Origin of the sequence: Chitinophaga hostae (assembly GCF_018224885.1) — a bacterium.
In the GTDB taxonomy this organism is placed as follows: Bacteria; Bacteroidota; Bacteroidia; order Chitinophagales; family Chitinophagaceae; genus Chitinophaga; species Chitinophaga hostae.
The window spans coordinates 197,475-223,588 of sequence record NZ_JAGTXB010000005.1; the positions used below are offsets into that span (position 1 = coordinate 197,475).

Here is a 26,114-nt window from a genome sequence, read left to right on the forward strand (position 1 = left end):
AATAACTTACTATTGTTTGATCACCTTTACAGTTTTTTTAAAATTACTGCCTGTAATAGAGATAAGATATGTCCCTGCTTGCATATCCCCCATATTTATCTGAACGCTGTTGTTATCCACCTGTTGAATCCTCTTACATAATCTTCCACTGATGTCGTAGACCACAACGTTGTCGATGAGATTTTTTGATTTGATCCAGCAAATATCTTTAACCGGATTGGGACTTACGGTGATCTCTGTTGTTCCGGTTGTCTTATCTGTTGCTATGAGCGCAGTTTCAGCAGTTGTGCGGGCACCGGGATTGGCTACCAATTCAAAAAGCCATTTCTGCTGGGGAACATTGGCATAGTCCCATAGTTGCACTTTGGTTCCATCAGCACTATTAGCGCCCGATACATCCAATACCTTGTTCAGCGCATTGGATGGTCGCAGTTCGTAGTAGCCTCCGCCAACCGGATTGATCTGCCATTTCTGATTGGCGCCATTCCAATAATCCCATATCTGTACTTTGGTTCCATTGGATGTTCCCTGGTTGTCCGCATCCAATGCTTTTCCCTGGGCGTGTTGCGGTTCCAGTTTATACAGCCCGTTACCGGCATCGATCACTTTCCAGCGCTGGCTATTTTTGTTCTCGTCTTTCCATATCAGAACATTGGCGCCATTGGATGTTGCCATACCGGCAACATCGAGATTACTTGTTTCATTCAGTGCTGTTTTGATCTCATATATTGCACCTGACTGGATACCGGGTCCGGAGGCGATTTCATAAGGTATCACATCCCGGCTCGCCCCCGTTTCAGGCTCGATAACCACCTGGTCTGGCCTATTCCCCATTGCATCATATATAACCAGCGTATTAGTACCCGAAGCATTCAGCCATTTTTCAGGAATATATAATCCGGGACCACCGACTTTCCGCGAGTACTTGCCAAGATTATGACCATTCACCCATATCGAACCTGTGAACAGGCTTGTTGTGGGGATGCGCCATATAGAATAAGTTCCGGTTTCATCAGGCGGATTGGCGTTAAATGTGCACCGGAAGAACTGTGGCCCGCTAAAGGAGGTATTGCCGGTAAGGGGTGACCAACCTGTTGAGGCATCAGGATTACCAGGGCCTCCTTGTTGTACCCAGTCGTTTAAGGCTGTCCTGGAACTATATGTTGCGAAGGTAACGGGTGCATACACCCCACCAACTCCTCCGGTATTCTGCACCAGTAAGGTTAATGTGTTGACGCCTGAAGTGTTCCAGTTGCTGTCTAAACTGACGTTAAACGGGCTATTCCAGCCTGTGTGTTTGGCGATCTGAACGCCATTGAGATAAACCCAGCAATTATCATCCACATTGAGAAATCTCACCTCTCTGATGGATGAAGTTCCGGCAGCTGGCAGGGTTACCTGGAACCATGCATAGTCATAGCCGTTAAAAGCATTGGTTCCGAGCGTATAGGGCTTCCATCCGGAATCGTTACCTGGAGGAGGCGTAGTCCCAACGGCAGTGCTGTTTGTGGGCTTTATTTGCCAGCTTGTGAGGGTGTCTGGAGCTGAAGCTACCTGATTGATATGTGCTGAGCCTTTAAGTCCGCCATTGAGCGTCCCCACAATTAAAGACCCGATGTGATACCATAATTTTTCTCTGCCGTCATGTATTACATATACAGCGATGCTATGGTTTCCCTTGCTCAAGTCAGTTGTAAACCCATTTTTGGATACGCTGGAGGAAGCAATGGCAATTCCATCTACAAATGGAATAATCGTGTCTCTTACTTCATCAAAAGAAATAGTATAGGGTCCTGCAGCCGGCACATTAACGGTTGTACGGTACCAGGTATAGGGGCTGATATCGCCATCAGCTCCGCTAAATATTGGTCCTGTCGTGCTTGTAAGCCAGCCAGCGGTGTTATAGGAAGGAGCGGCTTGCTCCATACCACTCATAACTTCCCAATTTGTTGGTTTAATGATGCCCGGATGAGATATTTGAGTATTCATAGCCGACATGGCTATTGGGATATTACTGGAGTCATAGGCGAATACCGGAAAGTTAGTGCGATGCTGCCATGGGGATTCCGTATTAAACCCGGGCTGTCCATTGCTCATGCTGGCTGTTCCTATATACTGGGGGCCGCACACTACATAACTACGTTCATCTGCCTCTATAAACCAGCTATAATCTGCCAGGGTATCATTAACAGCGAGTATTCTGACCTTGCTGTTACCAGTCTGGAAACTGTAATTGGCAGCGCCGGTTGCGGGAAAGGTTGTTTTCAGGGATATTTGTCCTGGTGCATTTTGACTTAAAGCCGGAGACCCGCTTGTAATAGTAGTTCCGGCCGGCGCCTGGAAGTATAGTTCTGCCGGCGTACCCGCCTGTCCGTAGATGACCATCGTAGTGGTGCCTGATTGTTCGGTGATGCCTAATATCCGTGTGGGGGCTACCTGGAGCATGACCTCCGGCGTGATCTTGTAATTGGCCACAAAAGGCATGATCTCACGGGCATTTACTGTCAAAGATCCATTTTGGGGATAATCAGTGCCATTAAATTTCACCTTCGTTTGCTGAGCTGAACCGCCATTGTTATCCAGAAATAAAATAGTGCCTGCGTTGCTTTGCCGTGCTACCACCTGTATATTGGCATTTCCTGCGGCCGTGCTGTACGTTCCTGTCGCATTGTCGCTGGTTTCAAGAATTTCCTGAAAACTGCGTGCAAACCAGGCAGCACGTTTGAATTTGTAGTAGCCAGGTCTCAAATCACCTGTTTCACCAATAGCAGCGCCAAAATCATAACTAGCCCACACACCTATGCCGGCAAAGTAATCGAAATAAGTACCACCATGAAACATATAGTGAGCATAACCATTTCCACCATTGGAGATTATTTTCCAGGTGGCCCTGTCCTTTGTGATGACCTCATCTGATGTTTGTCCATAGTGGTTAAACCAGACACACCAGAATTCAGTTGAAAACCAGGGGGAGGTACGGCCTGCACTGCTGAACGGGGTGTTTCCTCCGGGCTCATGACCATGATTCAAGCTACTGAAAAAATAGGGTACTTCCATTCCATAACTCAATGCCTTTGACTGAAGGAATTTGAAATAAGCGTTAGAGAGCCCATCTGTGCCCTCTCCCCAGGGATGCTCATTTTCGAGCTGTATGAGGATCACATTTCCCCCACGGTTAATCTGGTTATTGACAACGATTGGAAATAATTGATCCCAGAATTTGGTGATATATGGCCAACTGATCGAGTCGTTGTTTCTTACCATCATACCCCTTTTAAACTGCAGCCATACTGGATACCCTCCGGCATCCACTTCTGCACAGGAATAAGGCCCCACCCGTGCAATTACATATAGACCAAAGGATTTGGCAAGTTTAAGGAAAGCGTCGAGGTCCTGGTTCCCCGAGAAATTGAACTGTCCCTCATGGGGTTCATGATAGTTCCAGAATGAATAGATCTCAACACAGTTCAGGCCGGCGCGTTTAATACGCATCAGCCTGTCCTTCCATAGTTCACGGGGTATCCTGTTATATTCTATTGCCCCGGTTGCCAGGAATGTGCGCTTCCCATTGATGATAAAACCTTTGCCGTCAAAATTGATATACTTCTGCGCTGCCGGCTGAGCAGGAAATATATTATCGTTTGCAAAACATACCTGTGTAAAAAACAGGTAACACAGTAACGACGTGAGAACTCTGCCAATGAGCCGCAGAGCGTAAGTCATTGTTAGCCTTCGGGGTGTACGTAGGGGGGGGCGGAGAGTTGATTTAGAATTTAACATAGGGTAATTGATTTAGGTTAATAACTGATTGCTATGAGTCGCCAGGAACTAAAATCTGTATGAGCTTTTCTTTTTATGAACTGCAGCTGTTCTTAAACCAGTGTTGTTTTCATACTCCGGATATTGTATCCTATAATTTTTCATCGTTTAATTACAGTAAAAGATTACAATTCACTTTTAATACCGGAGCTCTGTAGAAACGGACTCCGGGCTCATTAACACCATATTCGTATTATATATCCTTTCTGATATGCTCGGTCAAATGAAAAACTATCCTTTATTTACCTGCCAGCCAGATAATATTCAGGTGAAAATTAAGTCAACCTTTAAACATTTACGGGGGGCAAAATCACCAAATACCAGGGGAGTTTTTGTAGTTGAGAATTTGATCAGTATTCTTTAAGCAGATATAGCGCAGTGGATGGAGGGCATATTTCATGGAATTGCGAAAAAAAAACAGCATTTCCCGGACCTTTTCCCCATAACGGTGGATATTCAGATTCAGGAGGACCACTTAATATAATGCTCCGAAGTTGAGCTTAATGTAGAGTTTAGCCCCTTTTTTTTGCTATTTGGCCCCCCTTCCCTGACCGGTTTCATCACTACCTTTGTCCGATATTCACACGAACCGGTTCACAATTCCTCCATCAAAGAAGTCATCATCGATGAGAGCGTAAAGAGTTCTTCTCATTTACAATACCAGTTCCTGATTTTCAACTAAAGGCCCATTCTGAGGGCAGATACAAATAAATAAAATTATTATCAATCAAAACCCTTTATAAAATGAAAAAACCGCATCAATTAAAAATGATCCTCGCTGCAACGATCGTTGCTATCAGCCTGGGGAGTATTTCGTGTAAAAAAGAAATACCACTTCAAAGTATTCAGCTTAAAACTACTGGTGCTGTTGCCAAGGCCGCCTTTGGCACTACTTACTATGTAGATCCGGATGGCAATGATAACAATTCAGGTACAAGCCCCACCACTCCATGGAAAACGCTTGCCAAAGTAGATTCTACCACCTTCAGCCCGGGCGATCAAATCCTTTTCAAAAGTGGCGGTAGCTGGACCGGGACGCTACAACCCAAAGGATCCGGAAGCCCCGGGGCTCCTATTGTGATAGATAAATATGGTGGAGAGAACATGCCGGTAATTAATGGTAACGGAAATACCGATGGTGTAGATGCGGTTGCCTTAGTTAACCAGGCGTACTGGGAAATCAATAATCTCGAAATCACCAATACACCGACGGATGGAAGTAATCATTCATTACATGGCATACAAATAAGGACTACTGCCGGCACTACTGTCTATAAGCATATTGTAGTTAAAAACTGCTATGTTCATCATGTTAATCTCCCGTATACAAATGATGGTAATTTTCCAAACTGGCAAAAATATGGAGGTGGTATTAATGTTCAGGGGCTGTTTGATAGTGTGCTCGTACAAAATTGCCGTATTATCGATGTTGGTCTGGAAGGACTGGTCGTTGGTGGCCGTCAGGGTGAAAGGCAGTATGCCAGGAACGTAATTGTTGACAATAACCAGGTAGAAAATGTTCCCGGCGATGGTCTAATTGTCGTAAATGTAAGTGGAGGATGTAAAGTGACGAACAACGTTGTTCATAATGCTTGTATGAGCAATGTACGCAACTTCGCCGGTATATGGACATGGGACAGTTATCAAACACTTATTTCCCATAATGAAGTATATGGCATGAAAGGCGGCGGCGGCAATGATGGTATGGCCTTCGATGCAGATGTATCAGCCAACGGTGATATCTTCGAATATAACTACTCCCATGATAATAACGGCGGCTTCCTGCTGTTAATGCCTGGTGTATCCAACATTATTGCGCGGTACAATGTAAGCGTAAATGATGTAGGCACAAACGGCCTTAAAAAGCTGGTGCTTATGGCAGGAGGTGTATCCAATAGTCAGATATATAACAATGTATTCTATTTGAAAAATCCTGTAAATAGTGTTTTCCTAAATAACCCGTCCGGCGTTACTATTTCCAACAATATCTTTTTTGTAGCACCTGCCGCCACCGTTAAAGCGCTAGTAGGTAATGAATCGGGCAATCCAGGAACGCCGGATGCCAATGCCAAGTTTCTCAATAACTGCTTTTATCCTGCTGCTTCATTTTCATCATTGAACTTTGGCAATGCTGTCAACAGCAATAACTTCTACTCCAATCCACAGTTTATAAATCCTGTATGGGGCCCGGGGGTTCAATCTATTGACGGATTCAAGGTGGGCATCACTTCTCCCTGTCGCGGTGCAGGCGTATTCATTAATAACAATGGCGGTAAAGACTTCTGGGGTAACCTGCTTCCGGCAGGCACTCCGGATGTAGGTGCCTTCCAGCAGGATGTAACAACACAAATAGTGGATGGTGGCGTCTATTCATTTGTTTCGGCAGTAAATAATACAAGCGTCATTGATGCAACTGGTAATTCATCTGCCAATGAAACGTCACTGATACTCTGGAGCAATCACAATGGCAATAACCAGAAATGGCTCGCCAGGCATACCGGCGATGGCTACTACACCTTTAAGTCAATGCTGGACACAACAAAGGTGATGGATGTACGGGGTGCAGCAACCGGGAATGGCACCCCGCTTCAGCTTTATGACTACAGTAATATTCCTTCGCAAAAATGGCTAATATCCTATGATGGCAGCTATTTCCGCATTAAATCGGCCCTGGTAGATAAATATATGGATGTGAATGGTGCATCAAGCGCCGACGGTACTCAGATTCAGATATGGGATGGTAATAGTTCAAATGCACAGAAGTTTAAACTGGTAAAGCAATAATAGAAGGTCCACCAAATATCCTGCCGGCAGGTATGATAAATTTGGGATTTAAAGGGCATATGGCGTAAACAAACACAAGAACGCTCTAATTAACAGAAGCTCTTCATTGGAGGAGCTTCTTCTTTTTTGCCATCCAGTCGGCAGTCAGATCTCAGATTTATGCATTGGACCCTTGATTTGTTTCTGTAGATATATATTCGATCCTATAACACAACTGAGCGCAAACAATAGAAGAGGAAAGATATAGGGGACTAATAGATGATATACAGATGGACGGCGCAGAATGGTTGTTGTTTCCATCAAATAATTACCATACACGCGTTTTTCATTCACGATGTTGCCAAGATGATCAGCAGAAAATACGATGCCATTGTTGGATGACTTTAACAAAGAAAGATTATTTTCCACGCATCTTAGTCTACAAATATTCATATATTGTTTTCTCCCAACCTCCATTGACCCGAAAAAAGCTTCACTAGACAATAACACCATCGCATTTACATTTTTGTTTAATCGGCTGGCCAAAAAAATGCTGTTAACCGCTTCATAGCAAATGCCTATGAAATACCGCTGATGATTTGCCTCGAAGATATCCGAATTGTTGAGTTCTTTTGAAAATCCAAAAGAATCGAAGTTGAGAAAAGACAGATATGGAGGTATGTACTCTTCAACGGGGACAAATACTTTCTTGAGCTTTATGCGAATGATATCGGAGTTGTCTATTTTCAATGCTGCATTATACTGGTTGTATCGTCTTTTAATACCCATTCTTTCCTCTTCATGCTGGCCTTTTGTATCTGATACGTTTAATACTGCTCCTACGATGATATGATCTGCACGCCAGGTTTTAATGCTACTCTTAAATTGTCTGAATACTTCCGATTCAGGGAATCTATTTAACCAAACATTTTCGAACAGTATGGATTCAGGCAAAATGGCAATATCTGCATTTTTGCCTGTGCGTTTGGTTAATATTGTATCTATCATTTTCATTCTTCTAATATCACTGAAATTACCCTCCCCTTTTTCTGCTGTCCCAATTAGCAGAATATTTTTCTGTCCCAAGTCCGGTTGCCTAATTTTCACCTTTACTATAACAATTGAAAATAATAAGGGCAATAATATGGTTGTTATCAATACTACCTTTCCTGTCTGGGAAACTGCCTTTTGAGATACCAGATAGACGAGATAATTGCAGCATAGTATCCATGTAGATCCGCCAAGCACCCCAAAATATGAATACCATGACACCCATTGCGGAGATTGACCGAAAACGTTGCCGATTGTGAGCCAAGTCCAGGAAAAATCCCATATATGATGACCATATTCAAATAATATCCACAATATCAACAGAGCAGCCGGTTTACCATATTTGAGTTTGCAATACTTATTGAGCCCCTGCCATAAAAATACAGGCATTAAAAAAAGGAATGAATTGATCAATATTGTTCCAATTCCTTTGGAGGGCCTGATTAGGCATAACCAATAAGTGACTGTAAGATTCCACGTGATGTTGAGTACATATAGTCTGAGATAATAAATGATTGGCTGCTTTTTCCTAAACAGATTAACTAAATAAGGAACAAAACTGCACAATGAAAACAATGGATGAATATACCAGGATGCTAGGAGTAATATTGCAAACAATATCCAACTGCCTAAAAAAATCGTGCTTTCATGTTCTTCGCATATAGTCTTCGATATACTTAAACCTTTATGGATGATATTTTGGAGTTTAATCATCTTCTTGGTAATAAAATTGCGAAATAGATAGTAGATGCCTTGTTGCTTTACATCTACTAATTAGGTTCCAGTTGAATATTTTGTTCCTGTTGGCTATTTTGATCTGTTTATTACTAATTTAAACCAAATTTATGCACATTCACACGTAAAACGGTTTCAAGGACAGTAGTAGCATAGACGCCATACTTTGCCAAGCCATCCGGACTTTCTGCTATCGAATAATTTGCCCGTCCAATAGTAAGTGTGGTCAACGCTTCGAAAGGTGGGTTGGCGTTAGGGAATATTCCTGCGATATCGCTGTAAGAAAGTGTAAAATGACCATTATCCGGCACACGAAAAGCCTTATAATATTTTCGCGTCCCAGAAGGAGAGCTGGGAAGAAACAATGAACTGAAATCATAATCATACTCTACCGCGATTACAACACCTTTGGAATTGTCAGGATCCGGATACCAATAGATATCATAACTAGAACTATTTGTTGTTCGCAATGTGAAAAAATTATTATTCCACAGCACTTCCTTGTACATCTGAGTTGGCTTTAATGCTATACTCGACGGTAAGTAAAGCGATGTTGTGGCTTGCTCAGTTGACCTTGTGTTTGCAGCAATAGCTCCCCCAGGATTTGGATCGATAGTGATTGCCTGCGTTTGTCCACCGTGAGCCCAGTATTGGCTTATACGATCCCTGGGGCCAGCTGCCGGAGATGCCGCATAAGCAGACATATCATATACATACGAGTTTTTAGGATTAGTGAAAAAATTGATTTTACCGAATGTGATGGTACCTCCTGGTATGATATTTTTATCAGCATCATAAAAGGCGCCAACAAAATCCATTTTTTCCTCCGCAATTCTTGAGGCAGTTGCCGGTGGAACCGGGTTTCGAAATGTTTGGTAACATCTGAGCCCAAATTTGCCGTTGACCGGGGCTTCCATAAACTCATAAAAAGCCAAAATATCACCCGAGTCATCCAATTCCGTTTTTGCATTTCGCTTACTAGCATCTAATTTATCTAGTTTATTTTCTGTTGCTCGTTCAGATTTGTTACAACTAATTGCTGAAATGAATAATGCTGCGTATATTGATAATTTCTTCATTAGAAATATTTGATAGGTAAAAGAACGGAAATTGATAATTAACCTCAAAGGCAAGATTTGAGACCGATATACTGGAGTCCTGCAATAGCTACCGGCTGGCCCCAATCCAACTTTCCAGAATACCTATAAATTGCCACTCCACTGTTTCCAGATGTGCAAGTATTGCAATTTTCATAAAACTCAATGGTTAGCTTGGCACTTGTCTCTTTCGGCACTTTGATTATCATATATTCTCCCCGTTTTGTCCATTTGAATTTAAAAGCGCTCGCATTATAGCGATCGATAGGAGCATCGGGTTCCACCGTGATTGTACAATAATAGGTATTTTGGGTTAATGCAGCCAACAACGTTGTTGCACCATCTGCATATGCTGGATTTGAAAGGCTGGAGGGGCTATTGGGTAGTTCAGCACAAACTCTTTCCGCATACTGACTAAATGATAACGATAGTTTACAATCAACTGGTGTTACCGTTGATACGGGCCGAGGTCTTTTACTTAAAGCTTTGTCCGGAGATGCGGGAATACTCCGTAAGCTAGTGGAGATGGGAACAGTAAGTATCCAGAGGCCAAAGACGATCATTTTTTTCTTCATAATGGGAGATTTGGGTAATAGAATATATTTCTTCGAATAGTTTCAATTGCTCAGATGAACAATGGAGATTCATCAGGAGAACGGATTCCGCGGTAAAATAAAATAGCTTAAAGATCTGGTGTTGCGACGGCTGCTAAGTAAAATTATCTACTACAGAGACTTGCAAATAACCATGTCAAGGCTGAAACAAATATAGAGTGCCATAGTAAAACAGTTGCATTAAATTATTTACTTGGAAGGTTAATAGAATTTTATTCATTTAAGAAAGAGGTATATAAGTAACGGACGACGCCACTATACTGCTGCCAAGAAATCAACTAATATTGTCACTACTGATGGCACTAAAATCGAAGCGAATGACCTTGTTATATGGGTATCAGCAAAAGCAAAACTATGTTAGCTGCCAAAGGAATTGAAGAGATAGAGAATGCCCTGAAGATTTCGCAGGCATAATTGAAGGAATATCTGAATTCATTGATAGTGAAAAGAAAAACTTCAATGAAAAAGCTCAACGAAATCCTTGAATATTTAGACGTATTTAATGTACTTCTGATCATTAATAATTTAGAAACAATTTTAGACGAAAATATCAGAGAGTTCATATGGAGGCGCAGATGAGATGCAAAATCATTCTCACTTCCAGAATCGGTCTTGGAGAACTTGAATTCAGGAGGAATTTTAAGTGATCTCACTGAAGCAGAAGCAATAATTTTGATACGACAGTTTGTCTGAAATTAAGCAAAGCAGGCTACTAAATAAGTTGCCCAATAACAAACTTTTAGAAATTGCAAATAAGCCACATTTTAATCTGTTACCTGCCAAAATATTATTTACTTTCGATGATGCCCGTCAGTTATTACTGCCTTTTGTGGTTTGGGGGGCCTTGTTCATTCCAGAGAGGGGCTTTTTTGTAAAAGTAACTGTTATAGAAAGTAACTGGCTGTATCCTTAACGGTTAGTTAATATCCCTCCCGTAGGTATTCGCTTGATGATATAGTTTTTATTGTAAAAACTATGAAAGTCTCAATTTTTAAAACCAGGCTTAAAAGCCAGGTATGGTTATGCATTGCCTTCTTTAGTATCATCATTTCCGGTTGTTCCAAAAAGGAACTGTTGACCCCATTGCCGGATGAGCACTCCAAACCGTCAAAGATTAAAGGAGCAAACGTAGAAGCAGTTACTTTTTTACTGCAGGAAAATTTTGAGTGGGGAAATAAGGGAAGTTATGCAGACGCCGATGTACAGCTGGCTAGCGGCTCATGGAACCTTTCTGATGCCTTGATCGGTTCTCTTGTATCAGATAGAAGAGAAGGACAAAAATCTATCAGGGTAAGAAACGGCGGTATGGTGCACATGAATTTCGATCTGCAGTTGAGCAGTGATGCTAACGTAACGGTGAAACATGGAGTGTTTGGCAATGATGAAAGCAGCACCTGGGAACTGTGGGCATCTACTGATCAAGGTAGTACGTACTTTAAGATCGGTAATACCGTTGCAAGTAGTACTGCATCATTGCAGACAGCTTCCTTTAAAGTAACCAACAGGGGAGCTATCCGCTTCGAGCTGCGGAAAACAGACGGCGGCATCAACCGTATTAATTTTGATGATTTTACTATTGCCACAGAAGGGACGCCTGGCGGCGGCAGTGATCCCGTACCTGGAGATAATGATCACCTGTTGTTGGGAAATCCTACAGATGCTACCAGTTCACTTGTAATGATTAACAATTATCTTATGAACAAGGTATATTATCAGTTGTCTTATAGCCGGGACAGAGGAGAGCCTAACTGGGTTTGCTGGCATCTTTCTTCAGAAGACCTGGGGAGCGCTTCCAGGTCTAATGATTTCCGCTCTGATCCTTCACTTTCTGATGACTGGTATCGGGTTTTGCACACCAGCTATTCCCGCAGTGGGTTTGACCGTGGCCATAATTGTCCTTCAGGTGACAGAACAAGTTCAGAAGAGGCGAATTCTGCTACTTTCCTGATGACAAACATGATACCCCAGGCGCCTACTCATAACCGCGGCATGTGGGAGCGCCTTGAAAGTTATACCCGCCAGCTGGTAAGAGATGGTAATGAAGTATATGTGATCATGGGAAGCTATGGCGCTGGTGGAGTGGGCAGCAATGGAGAAGCTACCACCATTGACAATGGCAATGTCACAGTTCCCGGTAATATCTGGAAAGTCATAGTGGTATTACCTGATGGTAATAATGACCTCGCACGCATTAATAATGATACCAGAGTTATTGCAGTGAATACGCCGAATAGTAACGATGTCAATGCTGACTGGTCAAGCTATCTTACATCTGTCCGTAATATTGAAAGCGTTGCGAATTGTAAGCTACTGACCAATGTGCCGGAAAATATACGGAGCGTGCTGAGGTCAAAGGTAGACGCTGGTCAATGAGCTGCCATAAGCCGATGCGGATTTTTGGTATTCCGCTAAAAGGACAATGAAATGAGAAGGAGATGCGGACTGACATTAGTACTGGGGAAAAATTCATCCCTGAAAGAACTACTTACTGCTAATATGGAAGAAAGAAATTGAGGTCATTTTACCATAAGGAAACTGAAGCATAAAGTCTTTACTAGTCTGTATAATATTCTTTATCCAAACGCCGGGCTACAGTCCGGAGCATGGAATATAAACAGTATTGACTTTAACTTGTCAGATAACCGCGCATTTATCCCGGTATATTACCTGTCCTATAAACTGAATTTCTGATACATTGAAATGATTGCTGAGATCAATGGCATGGCAACACAAATAGACATTTAGGAAACCAGGAAAAGCGAAGGCCGTCTCTGCATGCAGAGCGGCCTTTGTATCTGTTTTTACAAAGTTGCAAAGCCACCTGATGATATGCATGAGATCGAAGTTAAGCTTCCCGCAGCTGAAAGGACGTTGCCTGTTAGTAATGTATTAACTTTAATTTAGCGGTTGATGATATCGCACATTTTTTTTACTTTCAGATAATCATGTCGGACGATGACAATAGTGGCCCTCTTTTATTCTTTTATCAGATATCAACTGTAGCAGTGAACAAGAGTGAACAGTGTCTTTATTAAAACCAATAATAGTCTCTCATTTCGTTAACCATTTAAATTGAATCCATTATGAAAACAAAAATGCTGTGCCTTTTTGCAACATGCAGTCTTTCATTTTTCTTGTTGATGAATACCGGTTGTCGCAAGAATATGCAGGAGCAATCGAACAATCTGAAAAAACAAGTGGGCAATGCACATGCCAGGCTCTTAACCGACAGCTTTATGACTGTCAATGAAGTACCTTCCGGCCAAAAAGAGGCTGCTCGTCTCCAACAGAACAACCCGGCGTCCGACTTCACACCCACCGGGTTTTATCTGCCTGCCAATGGTACGCTAAAAGTGCATGTACAACAGCTTACGGGCAGCCGGCAGCCGGTTATCCTCGTGGGCACATACTCAAGGTATGTGAACAAATGGAATCCCACTTCATATCAGTTACATGCGGGCGATAATAACATCTCTGATCAACTTGGCGGGTTGATATATATACGATATACTACTGGCGATACGCCGGGATCCAGCGTCCGACTTGATTTCGGAGGAGATAAGAAGCCGGTTCCTTATTTTGTATTGGGCCGGACTTCGCATGCTGACTGGCTCGAGATGCTGGAGCAGTACAACGATGTGCCGGATGTGCAGCTGGTAGGTAATCGCGTGATCATCGTGACATCACGCGCCAAAGCACTCGCGTATAAAGATGAGGATCAGGAACAGGTGGTAACGCTGGCGGATCGGATTATTAACATTGAAGATTCATTGAGCGGGCTTGACGCCAACACTATCAATGTACATAAATACCTGATGACAGAAACCGATAAAACCGACACTTATATGGCTGCTACCTGGTTTCGCACCTGGTATCATAGTAATGTGACCAGCGTATTGTTGACAGTGAGTGGTATTCGCAGTTGGGGCCCCTGGCACGAACTGGGACACATGCATCAACAGGGAGCCATGACATGGAGCACGCTTTTAGAAGTGACTGTTAATATTTACAGTCTTGCCGTAGAGCGGACTTTGGGTATCACGCCTTCCCGTATACATAATGATGGTGTATGGCCCCGGGTGGAAACGTTCCTTGCGCTACCTGATGCGGATAGGGATTATAACGGTAACAAATCAGACCTCTGGGTGAAGCTGGCTATGTTCCACCAGCTATGGCTTGCTTTCGGTGATACCTTCTATCAGCAGATCCACCAACAGATACGGGATGAGAAACCGAACCTCAGCACCGACGCGGATAAAATGCGTTATTTCATGCTTACGTCCAGCCAGGTATCCGGAAAAAACCTTGGCGGTTTCTTTCGCAAATGGGGCTTCAGAGTGCCGGAATCAGTATATACAGAAGTAGATAACCTCAACCTGCCATTTCCTGATTCAGATCCGACTACACTACAGGATTGACGAAAAAATGCAGGAAAGAATATCATCAGGCAGGATAAATGCAATTAAGGGTGTTTTCATTACAGATGATTTTTGGCCCAGGGATCCTTGGGGGATACGGATCAACTAGTATATTTATAAATTACGGAAGCTGTCTCATGAATATTGAGTTCTTATGTTTGAAAAAGAAAACATGGCTTCGAGATGAAATGTAACTTTAATTACAAAATCTCTGAGCCATGTTTACAAAGTCACTTAAAGTTACCGATTTTTCGGGACAGCACATTTATGTGGGCTTAGCCACCAAGCCTTTCCTGGTCTGGATCGCAAAGGGTTAGGTATGAATAATATCAAAATGAGCTGATATGTTTACAAAAGTAAAAGGGTGTCTCATTCTAATTTTGAAACACCCTAATTTGTACCCAGAACAAGAACATGTAGATTGTTGATAATTAATTATCTATAATTCCGTGCTTGTCAAAGACGTGTCAATAAGTCAAAATTCGCCGGTTCTTCACACTTTTGCCCAACATCGAGGTAAATATAGAACTTTTTGTGTGACAATTTCTTCTCAAAATTGGGGATTTCAGTTAAAGAACAGCCATATATTATACTGCCGGTTATAACAGTTTGCCAGGGAAGAGAGCATTAACACTTGTTTTGGTAATCGGGCTGGTATGTTGGCTGCATCACTTGTCTGTCAGATCCATGCAAATTCAACATATTTGCCAACAGTTATAGGGAAGTTGGTGGTTGGCTATTGATTCATACGGGTATCCTGTTTTCCCAGTGATCATTATTCTTATCTTTTCCTTAAATTTGGTAAGAAAGTTGAAAATACAGTGTCAACATTACATGATTATCAGAATACCAACCAATCATTAAAGGAAAGAGAATCGTCCTTTGCCGTTATCTACAACAAGTATTATCCGGAGCTTTACTTCATGTCCCGGCGTTTTGTTGGGGATCAGGCCCCTGATATCCTGGCAGAAGTTTTTATCCGTTTCTGGAATCGACAGAGACAATTCGATAATGAGTTTCACCTGATCTCCTACTTACGTGTTATGGTCCATAATGCCTGCATTGATTATTTAAAGATGCAGCAGCGGCAGCTGCAAAGCCTGCAGGATTTTTCTTATCTGAGTGATCAGGAATATGAAGACCATTACTTTCGTGAGGTAATGGAAGGACGGCTATTCTCCCTGATAATGGAAGAAATCGAGCGGTTACCGGAGCATTGCAAGATTGTTTTTAAAATGTCTTATATAGATGGCCTCAGGAATGCAGAGATTGCCAGGTTACTGAACATTAAAGATGCATCTGTCCGGGTCAGGAAATCGGAAGCACTGAGAATCTTGCGTTCAGTGAGGTTTCCGATATGTCTGTTACTTCTTGTGGTCGCATATAGAGGATAAATAAAAAAAATCGTAACAATTCCGTAACATTTTAATAGTTCTGCAGTATTAGATATGTACAGCAGAAAAATATGACACGCATGAAAAATGTACCCGAAAGGATCGCATACCTGATTTTAAGAGCTATCAGAGAGGAATCCAGCGAAGAAGAAAGAACTGAGCTGGAAGACTGGCGCATTTCCAGGGATGAAAATGATGTCATTATTAAAGAGATTTTAAGTGAAGGATATATTGCTGGTAGCCTGAAAGAATTGTCGGAGGCAAAAAATAAAACAAGTCATCAATTAGCAGATTTTGGTATTCATATAGATAAGATATACGGGGATAATCGTACCGGAAAACAGGGCAGCTCCCCGTTACGTGTTTTCGTTTTAAGATATCGCAGGGAGCTTGTTGCTGCATCAGTGGCTTGTTTGCTGGTAGCTAGTGCTTATTGGTTATTCAGGGTGAGCCCCGGGCGCCGATCTCAGCAATCTTTAATTGCAGCGGATGCCAGCGCCGGAACTAATAAAGCGGTGCTCACATTAAGCGATGGATCTGTCATTCATCTCGACAGCGCCGGCAACCGGGTGATCCTCGACCGGAATGCCTCCGTACAAAAGCAGGGGAATATCTTATCATATGATAATAACAGCGGGCAGGCAACAGTTAGTTATAATACATTGGCTACACCGCGTGGAGGACAGTTCCATGTACAATTATCTGACGGTACAAATGTGTGGCTCAACGCCGCGAGCTCTCTGCGTTATCCTACATCCTTCCCAGGTAATAATAGGGAAGTAGAGATTACAGGTGAAGCATATTTTGAAATAGCGCAGATTGCCGGAAAGCCTTTTAAAGTTAAAATAGCAGAGAAGGGAGATCTCCTGGTACTTGGTACCAGCTTTAACATAAAAGCCTATGACGATGAAACGTCGGTGACAACAACACTTGTTAGCGGAAAAGTAAAGTTAATAAATGGAATATCTTCGGCAGAATTACATCCCGGAGACCGGGCGCAGTGGAGGGTGAATAGTAATATCTCCGTATTAAACAATGCTGATACCGATAAAGAACTAGCCTGGAAAAATGGGTTCTTTAATTTTAATGGAGTACACCTGCAGGATGCCATGCGACAGATCTCCAGGTGGTATGATATAGATGTTACATACGAAGACGATGTTCCGGATGTCGAGTTTGTCGGCGAAATGGAACGCAATATAAATCTGTCAGTATTATTGAAGGCATTGGAAGGATTTGATATCCATTTCCGTCTTGAGAATGGTCGTCACCTGATAGTCATGCGATAAGCTGCCTGAGTCCAACCACTACTATTACTATCTTATGTAGCGAAGTAAATGATACCCGGTGTATACCGGGGATGGGAGATGTTGTATCAGATAGGGAAGAACGATTACTCAACCAAAAACCACCTGGAATTACAATGCAAAAGAGAGAGAATTTTCCTGCAACATGAATGGCTGAACAGGTCCATCAATAGTCAGCAGCTATTGTTATGATTTGTAGCTCTTTGCTAAGGGGGATTGAATACCTCTGGATGATCGTGCCCCGTCGCGTGAAATGAGCGATGGTACTGTAACAGGGGAATTTAAACTTAGGAAAAAAGTAAGCCCATGAAACTATTCTTTCCAAAAGGGGCCAGCCCGTAAAGCCTTAAATGTTACTGTATTTAAAATAAACCGCCACAGATTAGGCCCTATGGCGGCTTAGAAATGACAAACCAACCAAAGAACTATTGGAATTCTAATGTCTAATTTGTCCAGGTATGCAATTTATGAAAAATGTTACAACTATGGAACAGGTACGCATTGTACCTGTGAAATCAGGCTTGCTCAGCGTGGTAAGACGCTTTAGCTGGCCATCGTGGAAAAATACTAATAGGAAGTGTGGATGTGATGGTATTCCAACGAAAACAATATTGATTATGAAACTTGTTTTTCTCCTGCTGACTACTGTTTTCCTGCATGCTTATGCGGGTACGTCAGCCCAGGTGGTTAGCCTGACCGGAAAGAACATACCGTTCAGGCATGTAATGGAGGAAGTTAAGAAACAATCAGGTTATGTCATATTAACAACAAGGAAACTACTGGATGAGGCCAGGCCGGTTTCTTTATCGGTACATAATATGCCGCTCATGGATTTTTTGAACCTGGTACTTAAAGACCAACCTTTACAATACCGGATTTCTGACAAAACTATTTTGCTGACGCGCAAAGATAAAGACGACCCTGCGCCGGGTATCCGGCAACCTTTAACGGATACAATAGCCCCCGTTATTGTACCGGTAGTTAGCGGCATAATAACTGACTCTGCCGGTGCACCGGTAATAGGAGCAACGATAAGGATAAAAGCGACAAAAACTGTTACTGCTTCAGATAAAGACGGGAAATTTTTGCTTCCGGCAGTGCATAATAATGCGGTGTTACAGATCAGCTCTATTGGTTATGATAGCAGGGAAGTTACTGCCGGTGCAGGTATTTTGACGATTAGAATGAAACGATCTGTTACCCGGCTGGATGAAACTGTTGTTCTTGGATATGGTAAGACCTCCAGGAGAACATTAATCGGCTCTATAGCTAAAGTGGGTGCTTCAGAAATTGATAACCAGCCCGTGGGAAATATATTCGCGGCAATTAGCGGGCGTATGGCCGGAGTGGATGCTGTATCATCCGGAGGATATCCGCGGACAGCAGGATATAGCATCAAAGTAAGGGGCGCTGCCAGTATAACTGCCGGAGCCGATCCGCTCTATATTGTTGACGGGATTCCGGTGCAAACGCTGCAGGAAGTTGTTAACCCGGCTGACGTGGAAAGTATTGAGGTACTGAAAGATGCGGATGCCACTGCTATATATGGCTCAAGAGGCGCCAACGGCGTAGTGCTGATAACAACAAAAAAGGGTAAGGCTGGAAAAACAGCCGTTAACCTGGATGTATATACCGGCGTTACTGATGTTTCCAGGAGAATGGACCTGCTGAACACCACGGAGTACCTTGATCTGCGCCGGAAAGCGTTTGCGGCACAGGGAATTGCTCCCAATACAGGCAGTGCGCCGGATCTGCTGGTATGGGATACTACTCAGCATCATGATTGGCAGAAATACCTGATGGGTAACAGGGCGCCTTTTACGAATGTGCAGTTGGATATCTCAGGCGGCGATGAGCGCACCCAGTTCATGTTGTCTTTCGGGGGCAGGCATGAAGGCAGCGTACTGGTTGGCAAACAATATAACAACCGGTACAATGGCCGGCTCAATATACAGCACCGGTCAGTGAACAACCGGTTCTCTTTATCTGCCGGTGCGATGTATACCCGGCAGGATGTTTTTGTTACCGGAAACGATCCGTCTAAATCTTTATTGACCCCTCCGGACTATCCCCTGTATGACAGCACCGGGAAACCGTATTTTACCGCATCTGGCATGGTAAGTCCCGCTACTTTTTTTTATTTGAATTCATTAACTCAGACCAGCTTTTATGTGGGAAACGCCTCTTTACGGTATAAATTGTTAGCGCCCCTTGAACTGAAAGTAGACCTGGGATATGCCAGTAACCTCTCAAACAGTGTAACTAAAAATCTTAATGGTTCCCTGAACCCTTATATTAGCCCGTATAGCAGAACCGCGTATTATCTTGCATCAGAATATACGACTTACAATATTGAGCCGCAACTGAATTATCACCTTTCACGTAAGAAGCATTCACTGGAACTATTGTTGGGGGCTACAGCGCAGCGAACAACAACTAAAGCTAATTCTATTGCGGGTGGAGGGTATACCTCTGATGATTTGCTGGGAAGTATTGGCGCTGCAAACGTCATTTTTTTGAGGACATCGGACACCCGTGATTATAAGTACCAATCTCTCTTTTCCAGGGTTATTTACAGTTTTGATGAGAAGTACCTGCTTTCGGGTATTTTCAGGACAGACGGCTCTTCCAGGTTCGGTCCTGCCAACAGGTATGGTAAGTTCTGGTCAGTTGGCGCCGCCTGGATATTCACAGAAGAGAGCATATTCCGTAATGCCCTGCCTTTTGTCAGCTTTGGTAAGCTGAAGCTGAGCTATGGTAAAACCGGTAATGACCAAATCGGGGACTATAAGTATTTAAGCATTTACTCGCCGGACTTTGTATATAATGATGCCAATACTATTAAGCCAACCTCGTTGGGTAATGACCTGTATAGCTGGGAAAATACCAATAAACTGGATATTGCGCTGGAACTATCATTGTTCAATCACAGAATAACACTGAACTCAAATTTTTTCAGTAATACTATCACTAATCCATTGGTGAATCAAACGGTTCCATCTCAAACCGGATTCAGTTCCTATGTCGCTAATCTCAATGCCCATGTGCAGAGCAGGGGATGGGAGTTTGAGCTGAACGCCATCAATATGGATAAGCACAATTTCAGATGGGTGACGGCTGCCACCTTTTCAATAACCAGGAACAAATTGTTATCCTTCCCTGATCTTCAGAACTCAGTGTATGCAAATCTGCTGGAGGTCGGTAAATCCATCAATCTGTACCGGGGATACAAATTTACAGGAGTAGACGCTAATACAGGGCTTGCAAAGATGGAAGATATTGACAAGAATGGCGTAATAACATATCCCGGTGATTATCAAACACTGGGAGAAGCTAATCCTGATTTTTACGGGGGGATTGGCAACACGTTCACTTATAAAGGCCTTAGCCTGGATATTTTTGTGCAATTCAGAAAACAGCCCTGGCAATTCGGTTACCTGTATCTCCATGGTCAACCTTTTGGCATGATGCAAAATGTGCAAAGAGACCTGACAACAAAATACTGGAAAGGACCGGGCGATACGCAGGCATCGGTTCCGGGACTCGCTGCTACAAGTGCCAGCCCGGTATATCGTAACTTCAATTCTGAATTTTCAAGGTCGGATGCGGCATACAGCGATGCCTCCTTTATACGCGTGAAAAACATTTCACTTTCATATACACTGCCAGCAAGGTGGGCCAATAAGGCTCAGCTGAAAGAAGTGAAGATATACCTGCGGGCCCAGAATCCTTTCCTGTTTACAAAGTACGATGCACTGGATCCTGAATCCGGCCTTACCGTTCCTGTGCTACGAAACTGGACTGCCGGGATCAATATAAAACTTTAAAAGTACTTTTATGAATACAAAGGAAAACATAAAACAACGGGTCATATACCTGTTAGTATGTATCAGCCTTCTTCCCTTAAATTTTGCCTGCAGAAAATACCTGGACATTGACCCTCCATCAGGCTCGCTGGTAGCCACGTCAGTATATAGTAACCGGGACAACGCAACAAGTGCGCTTAATGGTATATATTCAAATTTCTTCAGTAGTTATTATTTTAGCGTGCAAATCCCGACATCTGCGGTATTATTATCGGACGAGGCCACCTTTATTCAGAGCAGTTATGATGATTTGGTTAATAACGTCCTGAATGCCAGAAATATCTTCTCATCGGAGGGCTGGCGGAATTTATACCAGGTAATTTACCAGGCTAACACTTTTATTGAGCAGGTAAAGGCTTCCGGGCTGGATGATAAATTCAGGTCTACCAGCATAGCCGAAGCTAAATTCATCAGGGCCTATGCCTACTTCCACCTTGTTAACTTCTTTGGCGCAGTGCCACTTGTCCTTACTGGGAACCTTACTATTTCAGCAACATTGCCCCGGACCGATCCTGCTATCATATACAAGCAGATGATACAGGACCTGAAAGATGCTGGAAATAACATCTCCGCAGATATTAACTCACGGTCTAAAGTTACTCCTGCGGCTATCCAGGCTTTGTTGGCAAAGGTATATTTATATACAGGGGATTATGCCAATGCTTTGTCTTATTCTTCTAAAGTGATCAATAGCGCCGCATTTCAGCTGGAAGATCCGGATAAAGTTTTCTTGAGGACCAGCAGGGAAACTATTTTGAAAAGCAACACAAGTAATGGCGTACTTGGCACAATTTTCAATTTTACTATAATAGGTTTTTATTTTAGACCAATCAATAATGAGGCTACTTACTTACTGCGTGATGGTTTACTGAATTCCTTTGAGCAGGGCGACAAGCGAAAATCCTCCTGGACAGGATCAGTAAAAAGTAGTGTCGGAACAGTGGGAAGCTTTCCTTATAAGTATAAGTTAAGTAATGCACCGGCTAACATGGCGCTGGCGGAAGATTATGTTTACCTGAGACTGGCGGAAGTTTACCTGATCAGGGCTGAGGCAGCTGTGAAGACAGGGGATTGGAACCTTGCAAGAAATGATATCAATAAAATAAGGGAAAGAGCGGGGCTACCCGGCTATACAACTTCCTTAAACACTGAACAAGGACTACTGCTGGCCATAGAACATGAGAGACAGGTGGAATTGTTTTCTGAATCGGCTGACCGCTGGTTTGACCTGAAACGTACCAACCGGATCGATGCTGTGCTGGGAGCAGTTAAACCCATGTGGAAGCCGTATGCAAAGTACCTGCCTGTTCCACAGGCTGAAATTGAGGCCAATCACAACCTGACACAAAATGAAGGATACTGATGTTGTTGTAATCCGTAACAATTACAAAATTTATCGTAATAGTTAATACCGGAGCGCGGCAGGCTTCCTTAAAAGTTTCTATTAAAAAAAGAATATAAATAATTGTATGAAAAGTATAACGTGTTTTGCACTGCTGTTGTGCAGTATTTTAGCCGTACAGGCACAGGAAAAATTCATTATTGAGGGAAAACTGAACGATCTGAAAGATTCAGCCATGATATATCTGGCTTCTTACACAAAGAAAGGATGGGTGACGGATTCAATGGTATCAAAAAACGGCGTTTTCACATTTAAGGGTAGCATGGAAATGCCCATGCTTGCTACACTATTTAGGAAGGATCCCGGATTATTTGATGGCCAGGCCTTTTGGATCGACAAGGGAAAGATTAAAGTAGCCGGAGGTAGCAACCTGAAAACAGCTACTATTATAGGTGGTAAGAACCAGGCTGATTGGACATTATTGAGATCGCTGTGTCAACCGGTGGAGGACAGATGGAGTGCTTTAGGCAGGAAAATGGCAGAATACAATGGCAAAGATCAGGCCGTTGTGGATGAAATGAAGGTGCAGGTTAAAGCTGTAAACGATGAATTGATGAAAGTAAAAGAGATGTTTATCCGCACCCATCCTGATGCTGATGTGAGCCTCTTTTTGCTGGGTACGCCGGAAGCAGGGGCATTCGCCACGACGCTTCGTATATCTCTTCTGAACGGGTTGAACCAGCGTTTACGCAATACTAAAGAGGGAAAGGAAATGGCTGCTCTTCTTGCAAAAGTACTAAAAACCGATGTTGGACAACCTGCGCCTGACTTTACCCAGGATAATACAGGCGGTCATCCTGTTTCATTGGCTTCCCTGAAAGGCAAATATGTGCTGGTGGATTTCTGGGCGAGTTGGTGTGGTCCCTGTCGCCGGGAAAACCCAAACGTAGTCAGGGCTTATCAAAGATTTAAAGGCAGGAATTTTGAGATCATTGGCGTTTCCCTTGATGATAAAAAGGAAGCCTGGCTGAAAGCCATCAAGGATGATGGATTGCCATGGATACATGTCAGTGACCTGAAAGGCTGGAAGAATGCACCGGCGCAACAATACGGCGTTAATGGTATACCATCAAATTTCCTCCTCGACCCGAATGGTATTATTATCGCCAGAAACCTGCAGGGTGAAGCGCTGGAGAAAAAACTGGAAGAAGTTCTCACAAAATGAAAAATAGACAAATGAAATACATAAGTTGCTTTGCATTGCTGCTGTGCTGCATTTTAGCCGTACAAGCGCAGGAAAAATTCCTGATTGAAGGAAAACTGGATAGCCTGAAAGAACCATCAATGATATATCTGACATATGATACGGATAAAGGATCGGTGAGGGATTCAATGTTGGCGGAAAACGGAACTTTTACATTTAAAGGCACATTAGGAAAACCATTGAGGGCCTCTGTATATACTTCCTTGCAAAGTGCGTATCCCCGTCAATTCTGGATCGAAAAGGGGAGGACCACTATAGCAGGAGATAACCTGAAAACAGCCACTGTTACCGGAGGTGAAATACAGGCTGATCAGGCATTGCTTGACGCACGGTTACAACCATTGGCTGAGGTGATGGAAAAGGTCTCCGATTTAGGAATGAAATATTTGAGAGAGAAAAATCAACCTGGTATAGAAGTGATGAAGGCACATCTGCGTTTCTTTATCGAAGAACGTTTCAGGATACAAAAAGAATTTATCGGCGAGCATCCCAATTCCTATGTTAGCCTTAGCTGCCTGAAAGAAATAGCACCCAGGTTAGACCTAAAGGCTTTTGCATCCCTTTTTAACGGATTGAACCAGCGTTTACGCAGTATCGGGGAAGGAAAGGAACTGGCTGCTCTCCTTGCAAAAGGACTAAAAACCGATGTTGGACAACCTGCACCTGATTTTACCCAGGATAATACAGACGGTCATCCTGTTCCATTGGCTTCCCTGAAAGGCAAATATGTGCTGGTAGATTTCTGGGCGAGCTGGTGTGACCCCTGTCGCAAGGAAAATCCAAACCTAGTCAGGGCTTATCAAAGATTTAAAGGCAGGAATTTTGAGATCATCGGCGTTTCCCTTGATGACAAAAAGGAAGCCTGGCTGAAAGCCATCAAAGATGATGGATTGACATGGATACATGTCAGTGATCTGAAGCGTGGGAATAATGCAGCGGCGAACGAATACGCCATCTCTCTTATACCATCGAATTTCCTCCTCGGTCCGGATGGTATTATTATCGCCAGAAACCTGCATGGTGAAGCGCTGGAGAAAAAACTGGAAGAGGTATTAGGAGGAAAATAAGAAAAAACTATTATCAATGAATGTGAAATTTTTCATAGGAGGCAGTATGGCAGTCTTTCTTTTAGGCTTCATGGGTAAGGCCATTGCACAGAAGATTGAGTTTAATGAGTATGATCTGGATAATGGGCTTCATGTGATCCTGCACCGGGATAATTCGGCCCCTGTGGTAGCGGTGTCGGTCATGTATCACGTAGGGTCGAAAAATGAAGATCCTGCACGCACCGGTTTTGCCCATTTTTTTGAGCACCTGTTATTTGAAGGTTCTGATAATATCAGGCGGGGCGAGTTTATGAAACTGGTATCAGCCAACGGCGGACAAAACAATGCCAATACCACTTTCGACAGAACATACTATTATGAAGTATTTCCATCCAATCAGCTGGAGCTGGGGCTGTGGCTCGAAAGCGAGCGCATGTTGCACCCGGTGATCAACGAAACGGGGGTAAGTATACAACGGGAAGTGGTAAAGGAAGAAAAAAGACAGCGGGTCGACAACCAGCCTTATGCCCGGATAATAAACAATGTGTTTTCCGGAGTATTTGCGGGTACGCCTTACCGCTGGCAGCCTATTGGCTCTATGGACCACCTGAACCAGGCAAAGCTGGATGAATTTACCGGCTTTTTTAAAAAGTTCTATGTTCCCAATAACGCCGTACTGAGCATTTCGGGGGATATAGATATAGAAAAAACAATAGCGCTGGTAAAAGCTTATTTCGGGGAAATCCCTAAAGGCGCCACTGTCAGCCAGCAGGTGGTGAACGTTACGCCCATTACCAATACTATCATTGATACTGCGTATGATGCTAATATTCAGTTGCCGGCCATTGTTGGGGCTTACCAGACGCCCGGTATGACCAGCAAAGATGCGCGTGCGCTGGAATTATTGGCAGGTGTCCTGTCAAATGGCGCCAGTTCCCGTTTAAATAAGAAAATGATAGATGAGAAAAAAGAGGCGTTAAAAGTAGAGGCATTGAGTCTTTCTCTGGAAAGCGCCGGCGCCTTTATCTTTTATGCCATACCTAATGGTTATATCAGCCTTAATACTTTACTGGAGGATATCAGCAGCGAGATCAAAGAATTGCAGGAACATCTTATCAGTGAAAAGGATTTTGAGAAATTAATGAACCAGGCTGAGAATAAATATGTAGCCGCTAATGCCCGGAATAATGATGTAGCGGAGAACCTGGCATCAGCTTATACCTTTTTCAACAGGCAAACCAATCATGTGAATACAGCGCTGGAAGAGATCAGAGCCATGACCCGTGAAGATATACGCAATGCAGCCAGAAAGTATTTAAACGATCATCAGCGGCTGGTACTCTATTATCTGCCTGGCAGGTAGTATGAAATAAGGCTGCCTGTTTAGTCATCTGACATA

Annotated in this window: 14 protein-coding genes; 10 read left to right on the forward strand and 4 right to left on the reverse strand. The window is 43.1% G+C overall.

The window, feature by feature from the left end:
• Positions 1–9: 9 nt before the first annotated feature.
• Positions 10–3,723, reverse strand: coding sequence for a beta-galactosidase (locus KE626_RS12665; RefSeq protein WP_211973272.1), 3,714 nt, complete (start codon positions 3,721–3,723; stop codon positions 10–12).
• Between the two features lie 840 nt (positions 3,724–4,563).
• Between KE626_RS12665 and KE626_RS12670 the strand changes: the two genes are divergently transcribed.
• Positions 4,564–6,603: an RICIN domain-containing protein gene (locus KE626_RS12670; RefSeq protein WP_211973273.1), complete on the forward strand. Its 2,040-nt coding sequence runs from the start codon at positions 4,564–4,566 to the stop codon at positions 6,601–6,603.
• A gap of 144 nt (positions 6,604–6,747) precedes the next feature.
• On the opposite strand, the gene KE626_RS12675 is transcribed toward KE626_RS12670, so the two are convergent.
• The 3 genes from KE626_RS12675 to KE626_RS12685 form a co-directional block, all read right to left on the reverse strand.
• Positions 6,748–8,346, reverse strand: coding sequence for a hypothetical protein (locus KE626_RS12675; RefSeq protein WP_249207434.1), 1,599 nt, complete (start codon positions 8,344–8,346; stop codon positions 6,748–6,750).
• Positions 8,347–8,459: 113 nt separating this feature from the next.
• Entirely contained in the window at positions 8,460–9,446 is a 987-nt protein-coding gene (locus tag KE626_RS12680; RefSeq protein WP_211973275.1) for a hypothetical protein, read from the reverse strand.
• Positions 9,447–9,490: 44 nt separating this feature from the next.
• Positions 9,491–10,039, reverse strand: coding sequence for a hypothetical protein (locus KE626_RS12685; RefSeq protein ID WP_211973276.1), 549 nt, complete (start codon positions 10,037–10,039; stop codon positions 9,491–9,493).
• A gap of 1,014 nt (positions 10,040–11,053) precedes the next feature.
• Here KE626_RS12685 and KE626_RS12690 point away from each other — a divergent pair.
• From KE626_RS12690 to KE626_RS12730, 9 genes are all read left to right on the forward strand, one after another.
• Entirely contained in the window at positions 11,054–12,451 is a 1,398-nt protein-coding gene (locus KE626_RS12690) for a DNA/RNA non-specific endonuclease (protein ID WP_211973277.1), read from the forward strand.
• A 767-nt stretch (positions 12,452–13,218) separates the two neighbouring features.
• Positions 13,219–14,496 carry a M60 family metallopeptidase gene (locus KE626_RS12695; RefSeq protein WP_211973278.1) on the forward strand — a complete coding sequence of 426 codons (1,278 nt, stop codon included), beginning with the start codon at positions 13,219–13,221 and terminating at the stop codon, positions 14,494–14,496.
• A gap of 821 nt (positions 14,497–15,317) precedes the next feature.
• Positions 15,318–15,890, forward strand: a complete 573-nt coding sequence (locus KE626_RS12700) for an RNA polymerase sigma factor (RefSeq protein ID WP_211973279.1) — start codon at positions 15,318–15,320, stop codon at positions 15,888–15,890.
• Between the two features lie 80 nt (positions 15,891–15,970).
• Positions 15,971–17,179: a FecR family protein gene (locus tag KE626_RS12705; protein ID WP_211973280.1), complete on the forward strand. Its 1,209-nt coding sequence runs from the start codon at positions 15,971–15,973 to the stop codon at positions 17,177–17,179.
• A gap of 635 nt (positions 17,180–17,814) precedes the next feature.
• Positions 17,815–21,024, forward strand: a complete 3,210-nt coding sequence (locus KE626_RS12710) for a SusC/RagA family TonB-linked outer membrane protein (RefSeq protein ID WP_211973281.1) — start codon at positions 17,815–17,817, stop codon at positions 21,022–21,024.
• A gap of 10 nt (positions 21,025–21,034) precedes the next feature.
• Positions 21,035–22,426, forward strand: coding sequence for a RagB/SusD family nutrient uptake outer membrane protein (locus KE626_RS12715; RefSeq protein ID WP_211973282.1), 1,392 nt, complete (start codon positions 21,035–21,037; stop codon positions 22,424–22,426).
• Positions 22,427–22,532: 106 nt separating this feature from the next.
• Complete coding sequence (locus tag KE626_RS12720; RefSeq protein WP_211973283.1) at positions 22,533–23,630, forward strand: TlpA disulfide reductase family protein; 1,098 nt, start codon at positions 22,533–22,535, stop codon at positions 23,628–23,630.
• Positions 23,631–23,641: 11 nt separating this feature from the next.
• Positions 23,642–24,736 carry a TlpA disulfide reductase family protein gene (locus KE626_RS12725; RefSeq protein ID WP_211973284.1) on the forward strand — a complete coding sequence of 365 codons (1,095 nt, stop codon included), beginning with the start codon at positions 23,642–23,644 and terminating at the stop codon, positions 24,734–24,736.
• A gap of 16 nt (positions 24,737–24,752) precedes the next feature.
• Complete coding sequence (locus KE626_RS12730; RefSeq protein ID WP_249207436.1) at positions 24,753–26,078, forward strand: M16 family metallopeptidase; 1,326 nt, start codon at positions 24,753–24,755, stop codon at positions 26,076–26,078.
• Positions 26,079–26,114 lie beyond the last annotated feature (36 nt).

What these genes read in the sequence shown, in the direction of transcription:
- KE626_RS12665 (WP_211973272.1), bottom strand. Translation starts at nt 3,723, where the DNA reads ATGACTTACGCTCTGCGGCTCATTGGCAGAGTTCTCACGTCGTTACTG.
- KE626_RS12670 (WP_211973273.1), top strand. Translation starts at nt 4,564, where the DNA reads ATGAAAAAACCGCATCAATTAAAAATGATCCTCGCTGCAACGATCGTT.
- KE626_RS12675 (WP_249207434.1), bottom strand. Translation starts at nt 8,346, where the DNA reads ATGATTAAACTCCAAAATATCATCCATAAAGGTTTAAGTATATCGAAG.
- KE626_RS12680 (WP_211973275.1), bottom strand. Translation starts at nt 9,446, where the DNA reads ATGAAGAAATTATCAATATACGCAGCATTATTCATTTCAGCAATTAGT.
- KE626_RS12685 (WP_211973276.1), bottom strand. Translation starts at nt 10,039, where the DNA reads ATGAAGAAAAAAATGATCGTCTTTGGCCTCTGGATACTTACTGTTCCC.
- KE626_RS12690 (WP_211973277.1), top strand. Translation starts at nt 11,054, where the DNA reads ATGAAAGTCTCAATTTTTAAAACCAGGCTTAAAAGCCAGGTATGGTTA.
- KE626_RS12695 (WP_211973278.1), top strand. Translation starts at nt 13,219, where the DNA reads ATGAATACCGGTTGTCGCAAGAATATGCAGGAGCAATCGAACAATCTG.
- KE626_RS12705 (WP_211973280.1), top strand. Translation starts at nt 15,971, where the DNA reads ATGAAAAATGTACCCGAAAGGATCGCATACCTGATTTTAAGAGCTATC.
- KE626_RS12710 (WP_211973281.1), top strand. Translation starts at nt 17,815, where the DNA reads ATGAAACTTGTTTTTCTCCTGCTGACTACTGTTTTCCTGCATGCTTAT.
- KE626_RS12715 (WP_211973282.1), top strand. Translation starts at nt 21,035, where the DNA reads ATGAATACAAAGGAAAACATAAAACAACGGGTCATATACCTGTTAGTA.
- KE626_RS12720 (WP_211973283.1), top strand. Translation starts at nt 22,533, where the DNA reads ATGAAAAGTATAACGTGTTTTGCACTGCTGTTGTGCAGTATTTTAGCC.
- KE626_RS12725 (WP_211973284.1), top strand. Translation starts at nt 23,642, where the DNA reads ATGAAATACATAAGTTGCTTTGCATTGCTGCTGTGCTGCATTTTAGCC.
- KE626_RS12730 (WP_249207436.1), top strand. Translation starts at nt 24,753, where the DNA reads ATGAATGTGAAATTTTTCATAGGAGGCAGTATGGCAGTCTTTCTTTTA.